Here is a 14,027-nt window from a genome sequence, read left to right as displayed (position 1 = left end):
TTATGCTGAAATATTTGAAAAAGGCGCTACAGACCGGAGTGGTTACTGGCACCGATCCGTTGACCCCGCCGGAGGTAGACAAAAACTTCCGTGGTAAACCGGAGCAGAACCCCGCCCAATGTATTGCCTGCGCTGCTTGTATGAATGCCTGTCCGGCCAATGCATTAACCGTGCAGACCAATCTGGTTAGCGGTATGCAGGAATGGTCGTTGTTTCTTGGCCGCTGCATCTTCTGCGGCCGTTGTGAAGAGGTGTGTCCGACCCATGCCATCGTGCTGACGCAAGAAGTACAGATGGCGGTGTGGCGTAAAGAAGATCTGTATCAAAAGTCAGCATATCCGCTGGCAACTTGTACGGAATGTGGCAAGCCGTTTGCCGTCGCCAAAGAACTGCAATATGCCGAAGATCTGCTGATGGCTACCGGCCAGTTCGAAGATCGTGAAGCGCTGCACCAGCAGCTTAACACCTGCCCGCATTGCAAACGCGCACACAATATCACCCAGTCACAGCGCATTAACCTGAGTCGGTTATTACGGGAGCCAGTGCTATGAGCTTAACTTTACCAGACACACGTGACGCTAACGGCATGCCGATCCCACTGACCGTGGATGAAAGCATCGCCAAGATGAAGGCGTCTTTGCTGAAAAACATCGGTCGTTCCGCCTATGTTTACCGCGTCGACTGTGGTGGTTGTAACGGCTGTGAAATTGAGATTTTTGCCAGCATTTCGCCACTGTTCGACGCCGAGCGTTTCGGCATCAAAGTGGTGCCATCGCCACGGCATGCCGACATCTTGCTGTACACAGGTGCGGTTACTCGCGCTATGCGCGTACCAGCTTTAAGAGCTTATGAGTCTGCGCCGGATCCCAAAATCATCGTTTCCTACGGCGCTTGCGGCAACAGTGGTGGTATCTTCCATGATCTCTACTGTGTTTGGGGTGGTACTGACAAAATTGTCCCTGTGGATGTTTACATCCCCGGCTGCCCACCAACACCTGCGGCAACCCTGTACGGTTTCGCTATGGCGCTGGGATTGTTAGAGCAGAAGATCCACGCCCGTGAACCTTCGGCCATTGACAGTCATCCTGCGCAGTTGCGTCATCCGCAAGTGGCACCGCAGTTGCGGGTTGTAGTAGAGCGTAAAGCGCGTGAATTAGCGGGTTACCGATACGGACGGCAAATTGCCGATAAGTATTTGGAACTGCTAGTAACGCCGGATAGCAATACCGCTGTGGCGCAGTATCTGAGCATGCAGAATGATCCACGGCTGAGCGAGATCATCGACCAATTACAACAGGTTACAGGAGCACTACGGGCATGAGCGAATCGGTCACCTTTTTCATCCTCAATCAGAAATTTGTCGATGACAAGGATGCCAAACCTGAATCGCAACAGCTGGTGTATTACGGTTTGGCCATCGGCCATCACCTCGGGGTGATTGACTGTTTTAAACCCGCATTAACCTGCCCGTTACCGCGTTATCAGGAGTGGCTGGATGCCATTCCTGATGAGCCCGCCCGCCAGAAATTGGCCGGCATTCCTAAGTACGGTGAAATCGTGATCAACAGCACTCATGTGGTGATGCTGGCCGAAGGGCTGGCCGCCATGCGCGGTGATGTTGATGACGAGATCCTGCACTGGCGCGATCAACTGATGACCATGCTGGAGATGATCCAGAACGAACCTGCAATTCATCTGATCGTCAGGAGACTCAATGACTAACGCTAGTTCAGACGCCGAACGCACAGCCAAGGTGCTGTTGTGTGTGGGTAACAGCATGATGGGCGATGATGGTGCCGGTCCATTACTGGCACAGCAGTTGGCCGATCGGCCAATCTATGGCTGGCAGGTGGTGGATGGTGGCAGCGCCCCAGAAACCGAAACCGTGCATATCCGCGAACTGGCTCCAAAATTGTTGGTCGTGGTAGATGCCACGGAAATGGGGCTTAATCCCGGTGAAATCCGCCTGGTAGATCCTGACAGCATTGGCGAAATGATGCTGATGAGCACCCACAGCATGCCGCTCAATTATCTGATTGATGATTTGCGTGACGCGGTGGATGAAGTGGTGATGATTGGCATTCAGCCCGACATAGTAGGTTTTTGTTATCCGATGACGCCTCCTGTCAGTCAGGCGGTGGCGGCGCTGTACCAGAAACTCGCGGATGACGAGTGGCGGCAGATCCCGCAACTGACGGCCGAAGGTGAGCGTTGCTGACAGTCGACAATTTTGTCGATGTGGCATGACGACAGTGTCGTCAAACGCCGCTAATGTGCTACCAATTTCTAGTAACTTTATGTTTTTAATTGGGAAAAATAGTTGGCTTGATTTATGTATTAAAGCCATGAGTGTGTAGGTGCTTTGTAATAGCAGGCAACATAAGCCTGTGGAAACTCGGAGAGTCTTATGAATCGTTTTATTCTCGCTGATGCCAACAAGTGTATAGGTTGCCGCACCTGTGAGGTCGCCTGCGCTGTTGCTCATCGCCCCAACGGGGATGTGACAGGGCTCAGTGCTGTAAACTTCAATCCCCGCATCCACGTGGTCAAAGGGATCGATATCAGCACCGCAACGGCTTGCCGCCAGTGTGAAGATGCTCCTTGCGCTAACGTTTGTCCCAATAATGCTATCCAACGTGAACTCGGCTTTGTGCATGTACTGCAAGACCGCTGTATCGGTTGTAAAACCTGCGTAGTGGCTTGTCCTTACGGTGCAATGGAAGTGGTAACGCATCCGATAGTGCGCAATACCGGCGCTGCCGTTAACGTCTTGGTTGAAAAAGCCCAGGCCAACAAGTGTGACCTTTGTTACACCCGCCCAGAAGGGCCGGCTTGTATCGAAGTTTGTCCGACAAAAGCACTCAAATGTATTGACCGCAATGAACTTGAGGCCATGAGTGCCGAAAAACGCCGCCGCGCCGCACTGGATGCCGGGGCACAGCTCTACTCTTAAGCTGGTAAAGGTAGATAACTATGGAAAAAGCAACCGTTGTATGCCCGTATTGCGGAGCGGGATGCAAGATGAATCTGGTGGTGGATAACGGCAAGATTATCCGCGCCGAAGCCGCAAATGGCTACACCAACCAAGGGGAATTGTGCCTCAAAGGCTATTATGGCTGGGACTTCCTCAATGACACCAAACTGCTGACACCACGTTTGCGTGAGCCGATGATCCGTCGCAGTAAAGGGGCGCCGTTTGAAACTGTGTCCTGGGATGAAGCGATTAAATTCGTCGCTCACCGTTTGTCAGCAATCAAAGACAAGTTTGGTCCGCGTTCCATCATGACCACAGGTTCTTCCCGTGGCACAGGTAACGAAACCAACTATGTGATGCAAAAATTTGCTCGCGCAGTGATCGGCACTAATAACGTCGATTGTTGCGCTCGAGTCTGACACGGCCCATCCGTCGCAGGTCTGCGCGCTACTTTGGGCAACGGCGCTATGAGCGTCTCGTTGGACGATATTGAAAATTCAAAATGCCTGTTTGTGTTTGGTTATAACGGTGCGGATTCCCATCCGATAGTGGCTCGGCGTCTTGTTAAAGCGCATCAGAAAGGGGCCAAAATCGTGGTGTGCGACCCACGTAAGATTGAAACCGCACGTATTGCTGACCAGTTCTTGCAACTGCATAACGGCAGCAACATGGCATTGATCAACGCCTTTATTTACACCCTGATTGAAGAAGAACTGTACGACAGAGAATTTGTTGCCAAGTACACCGAAGGCTTCGACGGCCTGTGGAATGTGGTGAAAGACTATGCGCCAGAAGCGGTAGAAACAGCCACCGGCGTCCCCGCTTTGCAGATCCGCCAAGCCATGCGTACCTACGCTGGGGCAGAATCCGCAGTGATCATGTGGGGCATGGGGGTCACGCAGTACGGTCAGGGCACCGAAACTGTTAAGAGCTTGGCGGCGTTGGCCTTGCTCACTGGCAATCTTGGCCGAGCAGGTGCGGGTGTCGCGCCAGTACGTGGACAAAACAATGTCCAGGGCGCTTGTGATATGGGCGTGCTGCCCGATCTGTTCCCAGGCTACCAGTCAGTGGCTGATCCGGCTATCCGCGAGAAATTCGCCAACGCTTGGGGTATTGACCCGGCGCAGATGGATCCACAGCCGGGAGTGCGTTTGTCACTGGTACCGCATCTGGCAATGGAAGGCAAAGTCAAAGCCTATTACATCATGGGCGAAGACCCCATGCAGACAGAAGCGGATAGCAGTTCGGTTCGCAAGGGCTTAGAAGCGCTGGATTTACTGGTGGTGCAGGACATCTTTATGACCAAGACCGCCGAAATGGCAGATGTGATTTTGCCAGCGACTTCCTGGGGGAACACAGTGGTGTTTATACCTGCTGTGACCGTGGTTTCCAACGTTTCTATAAGGCGGTGGAACCTAAGTACAACGTTAAACGTGACTGGGAAATCATCTCGTTAATTGCTACTGAGATGGGTTACCCAATGCACTATGATAATGATCAGCAGATTTGGGATGAACTCAGAGAACTGTGTCCGATTTACTATGGTGTTACCTACGAGAAGATGGGCGAACTGGGGCATATCCAGTGGCCATGTCCAACGCTGGAACATCCGGGGACGCCAATCCTCTACACAGATTTGAAGTTCACCGCCGTTGCTTCAGGAAAGGGGCAACTGCTGACTCATCAGTGGCGTAAACCGGGTGAGCTGACAACGCCGGATTACCCGCTGGTACTGAGTACCGTTCGTGAAGTGGGCCATTACTCTTGTCGCTCGATGACGGGTAACTGTGCGGCGCTGAAAGCCTTGGCTGATGAACCCGGGTTTGTGCAGATCCACCCGGATAATGCACGGCAACTGGGCATTGAGGATCAGGCGCTGGTGTGGGTTGAATCCCGTCGCGGAAAAGTGATTACCCGCGCCAACTTTAACGAACGCGTCAATCGCGGAGCAGTGTACATGACTTACCAATGGTGGGTCGGTGCCTGTAACGAACTAACGCAGGAAAATATGGATCCGGTCACTAATACGCCCGAGACCAAGTACTGTGCGGTAACCCTGAAATCGATTGACGATCAGAACTGGGCAGAAAGCCATGCGGAGCAGATCTATCAGGATCTGAAGGCGCGTCTGCGCAGTGCGGTAGAAGATGCCAAACCGGCAACCGTGGCGTTGTAGTTGTAATTGCCACAACCTGTTGTTTGAAATGCGTTAACACGTTAATACTCACAGTTAATTTTCGGGGACAGCTTGCTGTCCCCTTTTTGCCGCATACCAAACATGGTTGTTGGTCACACAGCGCCAGTCATGATGACTTTAACGAACGACCTATGCGGTCTGTTTCAATAATTGCTTCAATAAATTGTGCTTTGGTCGGCGTACCAGGGGCATAGCGCCATTCAATCACCGAGGCGGCTTTTTCAGCAACAATCGGCAAATCATCCACGGTCAACCCGATATCCGCCATCGTGATAGGCAGTCCCAACGCCTGGTTAAAGGCCAAAATACGGTTAAATTCTGCGTCATTAGCATCATATTTCAGCAAGCACAGCACACCGAAAGCGACAATTTCACCGTGTAAATGCGACTCACAAGCCGGGATCAAAGAACTGCCGTAATACACACAATGCGCCAGTGAACTGTTGTAGTAATACTGATCCGCCGGGGCGATGTGATCGCTGATATGCACTGTACAGTTGGACACGATACCTGTGAGCATGATGATATCCAGTACCACCTCTTCCAGCGCCGCTGAAACCCGATGATTGCGGCAGTCTTCCAGTGCCTGTTTACCATAAGTCAGCAATGGTGCGGTGCAGGTTTTAGCAATGCCTAAACCCAACTGCGACAGGTGTGACAGTTGCTTGTCGCGACAGCAATATGCTACTTCATATTCTTTGCTTAAGGCATCGCCAATGCCGGCCCAAAACAGCGATACTGGTGATTCAGCAATAATCTGGGTATTGATAAAGGTATGTAGTGGTGGATGATTTTGATAGGCGTAATCCTTGAACGAACCATCCTCATGGTACATAACGCTTAACGAGGTACAAGCGGCACAATTTGACGCCAATGTTGGAAAGGTAAACACGGGTTTATCGAGCAAGGCTCCCAGAACTTTTACCGTATCACAAGCGCGTCCACCACCAACGGCAAACAGCATATCTGCCTGCTGCACCAGTGGCTCTGCTTGTAGACGCTGGACATTTTCCAGGGTGGCATTGCCACCATACCAGAGAAAGCCTAACAGTGTGATTGCCGTGTTTTCGACACTGTCGCTAAGTGCCTGCTGCGTTTTAGACATGGCAATTTCGCCACCAACCACTACGGCCTTTTTGCCATAGGGCGCCGTGATATAAGCAATTTTGTCGTAGGCATCTGCGCCAACGGTATAGTTGGGGAGGTAAATGGTCTGGTTTGACATCGCTGGATCCTGTTTACACACTCATTTTTGATGAATAACTATTGATAATGCTTTGACAGTAATACACTTTTTATCTGCCAATGTCATAAAAATTGTGAGCATTCAACCGCCATATATTCAGTTAATAACGCTATACGGATGATAAATATCCGCGGCTAAGATAATGTGGGAGCTGGCGTCAGCAAGTCGGCATTTTGCGTGATGACGATGCGGAAGTATACCGAGGTCATGGCTTACATTGTGGCGTTTAGCCGGTGTTGTTGTAGATTAATAATCTTTTTATAACAATTGCTTAATCCAATTTATAGACAGTGTGAGGGCCATCAAGATGAAATTTCTGCTCGTTGTGATTGGCTGCATTATGGTTAGCGGTTGCAGTTGGCATGGCACGCATGTCGGTGCACAAGTCTCGCCCCATGGCACGGCCGTGGTGGTTAACGGCAAGACGAAAGATGGCGATATCAAGGTATCCGATATTCCGAAAACGGAGCATCCGTTAAACAACAGCAAAGACGCAGGTAAATCGTAATTTGCTGCGGTGATGTTGGACACAGTTAACAGAAGTTAATGTTTTAACGGTGTTTGTTGCTGGTATTGCGAGACATCTTTAGGCACTATTTCAGACATTAGATGACAGATATTTTGCAGGGAATAACGTGGTAATGAAACGTCGTTTGTGGCTGTTGGCCAGTGTGTTACTGGCGGGAATGAGTTTTGTGGTGGGCGCTAGTGCCGCAACTCAGCAGTTTAAAGAAGGGCAGGATTACATCACCGTAAATCCAGCCGTCAAAGCACCAGGCGTGAAGGCTCCGTATGTTATTGAATACTTGTGGCTGGGGTGCCCGCATTGTCAGGCGATGAATCCCCTTGTGGAAAAATATGAACAGGCTAAGCCTAAAGTAACATTTGTGCGCCGCCCTGCCATTGGGCGCGATCGCTGGGTGTTTGATGCACATGTGTTCTATGCCTTAGAACAGAGTGGTAACAGCAAATTAATCTATAAAATCATGGCGTTTTATCATGATTTTGCGGCATCTGAGCGGCGTTTTCCGGATAAAGCAGATCTCAAACCCTTCTTGGTTGAGCATCATATTGATGCAGACAAATTTTATAAAGCGATGGATAGCGATGCCACGCTGGACAAACTATCGCTAGCCTTTAAAGATCAAGACAGCCTTGGCATCAAAGGTGTGCCCGCATTTCTGGTAGGTGGGAAGTATATGATCAACCTTACTTCCATCACTCATGCCAAAGATCCTGAAAGCTATTTTGCCGCGCTAGTGGATTATTTGTTGACGCAAGCGGGGAAAAATTAAGGCCGCGGTTATGCGCATTTTACGCATAGTTTGGGTATAAGTTGGGGCAAATAAGATTCATGTAAAATAGCCAAGGGACAACAAACGTTGTCCCTTGGTTGTTTCTGACGCCATATTTTTGCTAAGACTGCTAGCGGAAGAAATGCCAGATAACGCTGTTTTCTGACCCCATGCTCCACAGCAGCACCACCACCGCCAACAGCACTTCCAGTACCAGCACTCCCACGCCCAGAGTAACGCCGGACAGGATAAATCCCTGCTTATGGCTGATCCCCAAAAAGCTAGGCGTTCCGGTATATAACAGGTATGCGGTGTAAAGCACTCCGACAATTAATGCCAGCAGACATAACCAGAATACCGGGTAGATGGCGAATATGCCGCTGAGAAACATCGGCGTTCCTACATAGCCTGCAAAAATAGTGCATTCTTTACGGCTGGGTCGATTCGGGATATTGCGTGCCAACCAGTGCAGCAGGCTGCCGACAACACTTACCGCCAGCAGTATCAGTGCATAGAAGGCAATACCTAAGGCTATGCCGTTTAACATGGATACTTTAAAGGATTCGTCACCACCATAAGTCCAACCGAACTGGGTCGTGCCAATAAATGAACTTAACACCGGAATTGCGGCCATCCACAAGGTATGGTGTGCATACATGTGGCCAACCGTTTCGTGCTCGGCGTTGATGTTGTGCCATTCGTGCTCGGGATGCAGCATGAGTCCCCATACATGATTACTCATAACAGACCTCTCAGTTTTTTGAGCAACAGACCATAGCTGTTGCTTAAAAATTGATCTACATCAATAAGTGTAGTCAGAGTGTCAGCATAAGGGCAATCTACTGGGGGCTCTCGTCATGTTGCTCTGGTGTCAGATAACCCCAAGATAGGCTAGTGTGCCAAACGCCGCTGCGGTTACTGGCAGTGATACCAGCGTGGTCATGGCAATGATACTGGCTGCGAGCCGATGATCGCCCCCAGATAGCGTACCATCACGTAACTTGCCGCCGCGGTAGGCGCGATAGACAGCAACAGCACTATGCCTAGATTCATCCCCCTAAATCCCATCAAATAGGCTGATAACACCATAAAGCCAGGATACAGCAGGCACTTACACAGGGTACTGATACCTATGTTGAACCAGTCGGCACTGAAAGAACGAAATTGCAGTGAGGCTCCAGTACAAATAAGCGCTAACGGCAGCGTCAACTGCGAAAAATACTTACCGGTTCGAAGCCGCACTTCCGGTAGCTGGATTTGCCAGTAGGAGATAGGTAATGCCAGCAGAATACCGATAATCAGCGGATTCGTGATAATGCCTTTAATGTGTTGCAGTACGGAACGCTTACCGTCCAGATAGAAATTCAGGACGAACACCGACAGCACATTAAACAGAATGGTAATACATCCCAGATATACCGAGGCTGCCGCAAGTCCGTCACTGCCATAGGTATTGGTACAATAGGCAAGCCCGATAATCCCCATATTGGCGCGAAAACCACCTTGGGTGACCACGCCTCTGACATTGGGTGGTGAGACAGTGAAATGGCAGAACAGCATCAATAACAGGAAAAAGGCCACAGTTGCTATCGCGCCGGTCAAGATAAGCTTGAAATTGGCGGCATGGGAAAAATCAGCCTGGCTGATAGACAAAAATAATAACGCCGGCAGCGCCACATTAAATACCAGCTTGGAACCCGCTTCGATAAACCCTTCATTGAGCATTTTTATGCGGAAGAACACCCATCCCAGTAACAACAGAATAAGCACTGGTAACAGCGTATTGGTGATAAACCCAAACATCAGGATTCCTTTAGTGGTGAAGTGGGGCAGGCGATGTTATAGCCGTAATGGCAACATCATATCAGAGGTTTTTAGAATTTATATACCGTATATTTTGTAGCGCAATACCTTGCCGTATTAGGTAATCCATTGTTATGCAAACACTTTAAGAGATACTCCTGCGGCTAAATAAGCATCTTAGTGGTCACGGCCGCTGATGCCTCAAAAAATATCAACATATTGAAATAAAAAGCTATCTTCTCAGACGGTCGCAGATATACGACATCCGGCAATGTTAGCTTGCCCAAGTTTGTTATAGCAACGCGAATGTGCACGCGTTGCATCTTGTGGTGGTAGCTTTGGTTATCACCGCCAAGGCTATTTCAGGTGCAGATTAAAAAACTGCAACGTGCGGTTCCAGGCCAGTTCCGCCATGGCCTCATTGTAACGGGCGGTGGAGTCATTGTGGAAACCGTGGTTCACGTTGGGATACAGGTAGGCCTGATACGTCACTTTGTTGGCCGCAAGGACTTTTTCATAACCAGGCCAACTGGCATTGACCCGGCTGTCCAGTTCAGCAAAGTGCAACATTAACGGGCCTTTTACTTGTAATTGCAGTTCTTCAGCCGCAGGTGTGCCATAAAAAGGTACCGCGGCGGCGAGGTCATCGGCAATGGTGGCTGCCAGCATATTGACAATATAACCGCCGAAACAGAAACCCACGGCACCCAACTTACCGTTACTGGCGGGAAGCGTTTTGAGATAATGGGCGGCGGCAATAAAATCCTGCTCAATTTTGTGCCGATCCATACTCGCCTGCATCGCTCGGCCGTCATCATCATTCCCCGGGTAGCCGCCTAACGGGTATAAGGCATCCGGGGCAAACGCGATAAAACCACTCTTAGCTAGGCGTCTGGCCACATCTTCAATATAGGGGTTTAACCCACGATTCTCATGGACGACCAAGACCACGGGCAAATCTGTGCTAGGTTCATGCGGCATGACTAAATATCCGCGGCCTTTACCGTGGCCTTTGGCTGAATCAAATATCTGATAACTCGCCTTAATAGCCGGATCATTGAAACTGACCTGCTCCGCTAAGGCATAATCAGGCAAAAGTGCGGTCGTCAGAGTTGTCAGGCTGAATCCCAATACCGTCAACCCGGTCAGACGTTGCATAAATTCACGTCGGTCGATCATGCCGTGCGCATATTCATCGTACCAGTCAAAGGCGGCTTGCGGGATTTCTTGTGAGGATGAGCGTTGCGTGGTTTTCGTCTGAATCGGCATGGCATGACTCCTTCAAGCGGGTAGAAAATTCCTGTTCTGGAGATCCAGCTTAGGCGAAAATCCCCGCATAGAAAAAGTCAGATGTGTTGTTGCGCTGCATTTATTCCGCCAGCAAAGCTTCTCTGGCAGATTTCTGCTGCCTGACCACCGCCGCAAAATTAAGGGCTGGCTGCGATGGATGCCGACTTGGATAGGCAACCGCCAGTTCCACTTGAGATGCGGTATCAGCAATGGTGCGAAATACCACGCCTTTAACACTTAGCTGGCGCATCGACTCCGGCACCAGCGAGATCCCCAGTTCAGCAGAAACCATCGACAATATTGACGCAATTTGCGGTGCGGGTTGGCCTTCTATGGGTTCAAATCCGGCGGCGTGGCATACGGCAACCACGGCATCATGCAGGCTGACGGCCAGTGAACGCGGCGTCATGATAAACGGCTCTTGTTGCAATGCCAGCATATTGATGGCACTGGTGTCGCGGGCTAATGGGTGCGCTGAGGGCAGGGCAATGACCAGTTGTTCGGTCAGAAAATGCTCTATGGTCAGAGTCTTGGGATCTGGGTCTGACGGCCGCAGAATCGCCGCATCCAGCCGATCGGTCAACATCCCTTGGGCCAATGCCAGCGAATTGGCTTCTTCAATGGTCAGCTCTACTTCGGGATAACGGCGACGAAATTGCCGGATAACCGCCGGGATTGCCGGGTGTAGTGCGGCGGTGCCAGTAACCCCCAAACGCAGTTTTCCGGTTTCGCCTTTGGCGGCTTTCTGGGCGGCCTCTTTTGCCTGGCGTATCTGTTGCGGCAAGGATTTTACCGCCGCGAGAAATGCCGTGCCCGCATCGGTTAATTCGGCACCATGCGGTGTGCGATGAAATAACGGGGTGCCCAGTTCATATTCCAGATCTTTGATCTGCTGGCTCAGCGGCGGCTGGGCAATATTCAGCTTTAATGCTGCCCGGGTGAAGTTTTTCTCTTCGGCAATCGCCAGAAAGTAGCGAATGTGGCGTAATTCCATAGTTATATCTAAAACATATCAACATGTGATTTATTATATATTAGAACTATCAATGCTGGGTGAATAAAATAGCGTTACTTTCACAGCCGTACCGTTAAAGCCGTTATAGAGATCATGAATAGTCGTACTCCAGTTGCGCCCCAGACAGCCAGTGCCAGCACTGACACGAGTGAAGCGATTGCCACCTATATCAAACAAGGTTCCAAAGCCTATACCCGTGCCGGAATTGCCTTATTTCTGGCGGGGTTTGCTAGCTTTTCGCTGATTTATTGTGTGCAACCATTGTTGCCGGATTTTGCCAACAGTTTTGGCATCAGCCCGACGCAGAGTTCGCTGGCGTTGTCAGTGACAACGGGGTTTTTGTCATTTGCCATTGTGTTAGCCGGCGCATTTTCTCAGGCGATGGGGCGGCGCGGTTTGATGTTTTGTTCCATGGCGTTAGCAGCACTATTGAACTGTGTTGTTGCCGTATTGCCTGAATGGCATGGCGTGTTGCTAGCCCGCTCGCTAGAAGGGCTAGTATTGGGTGGTGTTCCCGCTGTGGCAATGGCCTGGTTGGCCGAAGAGATAGACCCAAAAGATTTGGGTAAAGCCATGGGGCTGTACGTTGGCGGTGTGGCATTTGGTGCCATGATGGGCCGCGTCAGCATGGGATTGCTGACCGAAATTGCCTCTTGGCGTGTGGCCATGGGCGTACTTGGCGCGCTCTGTTTGTTATCTGCCATAGGCTTTTTGCTGTTGCTGCCTGCATCGCGGCACTTTGTCAGAAAACCCGGCTTAAACCTTAACTATCATCTGCAATCGTGGAAAATGCATTTGCAGGATCTCAAACTGATCAAGCTGTATGTCATCGGTTTTATGTTGATCAGTGTGTTTGTCACCCTGTTCAATTATTCAACCTTCCGTTTGACGGCAGAGCCCTACAGCTTTAATCAGACGCAGGTGAGTTTTATCTTTCTGGCATTTGCTTTTGGGATTGTTTCGTCTTCAATGGCGGGCAGTTTGGCCGATCGTTACGGTAGAACACCGTTGTTGATTGCCGCGTTTGTGCTAATGCTGGCTGGCGCACTGCTAACCTTGATGACACCGATTATCGGTATTATCTGTGGGGTGGCGTTGGTCACCACCGGCTTTTTCGTGGGCCATTCTGTAGCCAGCAGTGCGGTAGGGGCGGCGGCCAAAAGCGCTAAAGGCCATGCGTCGTCACTTTATTTACTGTTCTACTATCTGGGGTCGAGTATTTCAGGTTCTGTCGGTGGTTGGTTCTGGCAGCACGGTGGTTGGCCCGCGGTGGTAATGTTCACCGCCAGTTATGCCGTTGCTGGTCTGCTACTGATTTATGCCGGTATATGGCGCGAGAAACACGCTGCGCATAGCCAGGTGCTTTAACTTCTTATCAGACAGCTCCAGCCGGGGCTGTCTTTCCTTTTCTTATCTGTTGCAAACCACGTTAATTGACATTGTCAGCAATGGTGGTTTTGTGTCCGACACTTTCGACAGTTTTGTCGAAATGACATGACGAAATTGTGGTTTTTAACTAGAATAATCTGCCGTTAAACTCATAACTATTTGTATTTTAACTATAAAAATATTTGGCACAGTTTATGTGTACTAAGCCTGTGTATGACAAGACGCTTTGCGAGAACAGGGACTTAACGCTTGTATACAACTGGAGAGTACTATGAACAGCTTTATTCTTGCCGATGCTAACAAATGTATTGGCTGCCGTACGTGTGAGGTAGCCTGTGCCGTTGCGCATCGTGTTGATGGGGATGTTACCGCACTTAGTGCGATAAATTTTACCCCGCGGATCCATGTTGTAAAAGGGGCGACTATTAGCACTGCGACCCAGTGCCGTCAGTGCGAAGATGCACCTTGCGCCAATGTCTGCCCCAATAATGCTATCCGCCGCGCCCACGGTTTTGTGCAGGTACAGCAAGAACGTTGTATCGGTTGCAAGACTTGTGTGGTGGCTTGTCCATACGGTGCGATGGAAGTGGTGACCTACCCGGTAGTGCGCAACACAGGCGCAGCCGTCAATGTCCTGAGGGAAAGAGCCCAGGCAAACAAATGCGACCTTTGCTACGACCGCCCAGAAGGCCCGGCCTGTATCGAAGTTTGTCCGACCGAGGCGCTCAGATGTGTCGATCGTGACGATTTGGCAATGCTGAGTGCAGATAAACGCAGACGAACCGCACTGGATACCGGTGTTGGGTTCAGTGTTTAGT

Annotated in this window: 16 protein-coding genes; 11 read left to right on the top strand and 5 right to left on the bottom strand. The window is 50.4% G+C overall.

The window, feature by feature from the left end:
* The first annotated feature begins 2 nt into the window (after positions 1 to 2).
* The 7 genes from KHX94_RS03990 to KHX94_RS22000 all read left to right on the top strand — a co-directional run bounded on the left by KHX94_RS03990 (position 3) and on the right by KHX94_RS22000 (position 5,150).
* The gene (locus KHX94_RS03990; protein ID WP_213682458.1) at positions 3 to 551 is read left to right on the top strand and encodes a formate hydrogenlyase complex iron-sulfur subunit; all 549 of its coding nucleotides are present in this window, start codon (positions 3 to 5) and stop codon (positions 549 to 551) included.
* Complete coding sequence (locus KHX94_RS03985) at positions 548 to 1,321, top strand: NADH-quinone oxidoreductase subunit B family protein (protein WP_213682457.1); 774 nt, start codon at positions 548 to 550, stop codon at positions 1,319 to 1,321. Before KHX94_RS03990 ends, KHX94_RS03985 begins: the two co-directional genes overlap by 4 nt.
* Complete coding sequence (locus tag KHX94_RS03980; RefSeq protein WP_213682456.1) at positions 1,318 to 1,722, top strand: formate hydrogenlyase maturation HycH family protein; 405 nt, start codon at positions 1,318 to 1,320, stop codon at positions 1,720 to 1,722. The genes KHX94_RS03985 and KHX94_RS03980 overlap by 4 nt, the downstream gene beginning before the upstream one ends.
* Positions 1,715 to 2,218, top strand: coding sequence for a hydrogenase maturation peptidase HycI (gene hycI, locus KHX94_RS03975; RefSeq protein WP_213682455.1), 504 nt, complete (start codon positions 1,715 to 1,717; stop codon positions 2,216 to 2,218). Before KHX94_RS03980 ends, hycI begins: the two co-directional genes overlap by 8 nt.
* Before the next feature lie 189 nt (positions 2,219 to 2,407).
* Positions 2,408 to 2,953, top strand: coding sequence for an electron transport protein HydN (gene hydN / locus KHX94_RS03970; protein ID WP_213682454.1), 546 nt, complete (start codon positions 2,408 to 2,410; stop codon positions 2,951 to 2,953).
* 20 nt (positions 2,954 to 2,973) lie between these two features.
* Positions 2,974 to 4,431, top strand: coding sequence for a molybdopterin oxidoreductase family protein (locus KHX94_RS20975; protein ID WP_483315918.1), 1,458 nt, complete (start codon positions 2,974 to 2,976; stop codon positions 4,429 to 4,431).
* Positions 4,383 to 5,150 (top strand): molybdopterin oxidoreductase family protein, encoded by a 768-nt coding sequence (locus tag KHX94_RS22000; RefSeq protein WP_213682451.1) that lies wholly within the window; start codon positions 4,383 to 4,385, stop codon positions 5,148 to 5,150. Before KHX94_RS20975 ends, KHX94_RS22000 begins: the two co-directional genes overlap by 49 nt.
* A gap of 127 nt (positions 5,151 to 5,277) precedes the next feature.
* Here KHX94_RS22000 and KHX94_RS03950 read toward each other — a convergent pair whose 3' ends face one another.
* A complete protein-coding gene (locus KHX94_RS03950) occupies positions 5,278 to 6,396 on the bottom strand; it encodes an iron-containing alcohol dehydrogenase family protein (protein ID WP_213682450.1) in 1,119 nt (372 codons plus the stop codon).
* Between the two features lie 328 nt (positions 6,397 to 6,724).
* Between KHX94_RS03950 and KHX94_RS03945 the strand changes: the two genes are divergently transcribed.
* Together KHX94_RS03945 and KHX94_RS03940 are read left to right on the top strand one after the other, a co-directional pair.
* On the top strand, positions 6,725 to 6,925 hold the full coding sequence (locus tag KHX94_RS03945; RefSeq protein ID WP_213682449.1) for a hypothetical protein: 201 nt from the start codon (positions 6,725 to 6,727) through the stop codon (positions 6,923 to 6,925).
* 133 nt (positions 6,926 to 7,058) lie between these two features.
* Positions 7,059 to 7,712: a thiol:disulfide interchange protein DsbA/DsbL gene (locus KHX94_RS03940; RefSeq protein WP_213682448.1), complete on the top strand. Its 654-nt coding sequence runs from the start codon at positions 7,059 to 7,061 to the stop codon at positions 7,710 to 7,712.
* 130 nt (positions 7,713 to 7,842) lie between these two features.
* On the opposite strand, the gene KHX94_RS03935 is transcribed toward KHX94_RS03940, so the two are convergent.
* The 4 genes from KHX94_RS03935 to KHX94_RS03920 all read right to left on the bottom strand — a co-directional run bounded on the left by KHX94_RS03935 (position 7,843) and on the right by KHX94_RS03920 (position 11,799).
* Positions 7,843 to 8,454, bottom strand: a complete 612-nt coding sequence (locus KHX94_RS03935) for a Yip1 family protein (RefSeq protein ID WP_213682447.1) — start codon at positions 8,452 to 8,454, stop codon at positions 7,843 to 7,845.
* A 197-nt stretch (positions 8,455 to 8,651) separates the two neighbouring features.
* Positions 8,652 to 9,515 (bottom strand): AEC family transporter, encoded by an 864-nt coding sequence (locus KHX94_RS03930; protein WP_244859318.1) that lies wholly within the window; start codon positions 9,513 to 9,515, stop codon positions 8,652 to 8,654.
* Between the two features lie 357 nt (positions 9,516 to 9,872).
* The gene (locus KHX94_RS03925; RefSeq protein ID WP_213682446.1) at positions 9,873 to 10,784 is read right to left on the bottom strand and encodes a dienelactone hydrolase family protein; all 912 of its coding nucleotides are present in this window, start codon (positions 10,782 to 10,784) and stop codon (positions 9,873 to 9,875) included.
* Positions 10,785 to 10,884: 100 nt separating this feature from the next.
* Positions 10,885 to 11,799 carry a LysR family transcriptional regulator gene (locus KHX94_RS03920; protein ID WP_213682445.1) on the bottom strand — a complete coding sequence of 305 codons (915 nt, stop codon included), beginning with the start codon at positions 11,797 to 11,799 and terminating at the stop codon, positions 10,885 to 10,887.
* A 114-nt stretch (positions 11,800 to 11,913) separates the two neighbouring features.
* On the opposite strand from KHX94_RS03920, the gene KHX94_RS03915 reads away from it, so the two are divergent.
* A complete protein-coding gene (locus KHX94_RS03915; protein ID WP_213682444.1) occupies positions 11,914 to 13,188 on the top strand; it encodes an MFS transporter in 1,275 nt (424 codons plus the stop codon).
* 292 nt (positions 13,189 to 13,480) lie between these two features.
* On the top strand, positions 13,481 to 14,026 hold the full coding sequence (gene hydN / locus KHX94_RS03910) for an electron transport protein HydN (RefSeq protein WP_213682443.1): 546 nt from the start codon (positions 13,481 to 13,483) through the stop codon (positions 14,024 to 14,026).
* The last annotated feature ends 1 nt before the right edge of the window (position 14,027 follow it).

It is taken from the genome of Shewanella dokdonensis, from assembly GCF_018394335.1.
Classification (GTDB): Bacteria; Pseudomonadota; Gammaproteobacteria; order Enterobacterales; family Shewanellaceae; genus Shewanella; species Shewanella dokdonensis.
Note: the sequence above shows the minus strand (reverse complement) of the source record. Positions and strands in the feature narration are given on the sequence as shown.

Excerpts from the sequence above, each read along its gene's own strand:
- hydN (WP_213682454.1), top strand. The coding sequence starts at position 2,408 with ATGAATCGTTTTATTCTCGCTGATGCCAACAAGTGTATAGGTTGCCGC.
- KHX94_RS03990 (WP_213682458.1), top strand. The coding sequence starts at position 3 with ATGCTGAAATATTTGAAAAAGGCGCTACAGACCGGAGTGGTTACTGGC.
- KHX94_RS03950 (WP_213682450.1), bottom strand. The coding sequence starts at position 6,396 with ATGTCAAACCAGACCATTTACCTCCCCAACTATACCGTTGGCGCAGAT.
- hydN (WP_213682443.1), top strand. The coding sequence starts at position 13,481 with ATGAACAGCTTTATTCTTGCCGATGCTAACAAATGTATTGGCTGCCGT.
- KHX94_RS03930 (WP_244859318.1), bottom strand. The coding sequence starts at position 9,515 with ATGTTTGGGTTTATCACCAATACGCTGTTACCAGTGCTTATTCTGTTG.
- KHX94_RS03940 (WP_213682448.1), top strand. The coding sequence starts at position 7,059 with ATGAAACGTCGTTTGTGGCTGTTGGCCAGTGTGTTACTGGCGGGAATG.
- KHX94_RS03920 (WP_213682445.1), bottom strand. The coding sequence starts at position 11,799 with ATGGAATTACGCCACATTCGCTACTTTCTGGCGATTGCCGAAGAGAAA.
- KHX94_RS03945 (WP_213682449.1), top strand. The coding sequence starts at position 6,725 with ATGAAATTTCTGCTCGTTGTGATTGGCTGCATTATGGTTAGCGGTTGC.
- KHX94_RS03980 (WP_213682456.1), top strand. The coding sequence starts at position 1,318 with ATGAGCGAATCGGTCACCTTTTTCATCCTCAATCAGAAATTTGTCGAT.
- hycI (WP_213682455.1), top strand. The coding sequence starts at position 1,715 with ATGACTAACGCTAGTTCAGACGCCGAACGCACAGCCAAGGTGCTGTTG.
- KHX94_RS03985 (WP_213682457.1), top strand. The coding sequence starts at position 548 with ATGAGCTTAACTTTACCAGACACACGTGACGCTAACGGCATGCCGATC.
- KHX94_RS03935 (WP_213682447.1), bottom strand. The coding sequence starts at position 8,454 with ATGAGTAATCATGTATGGGGACTCATGCTGCATCCCGAGCACGAATGG.
- KHX94_RS03925 (WP_213682446.1), bottom strand. The coding sequence starts at position 10,784 with ATGCCGATTCAGACGAAAACCACGCAACGCTCATCCTCACAAGAAATC.
- KHX94_RS03915 (WP_213682444.1), top strand. The coding sequence starts at position 11,914 with ATGAATAGTCGTACTCCAGTTGCGCCCCAGACAGCCAGTGCCAGCACT.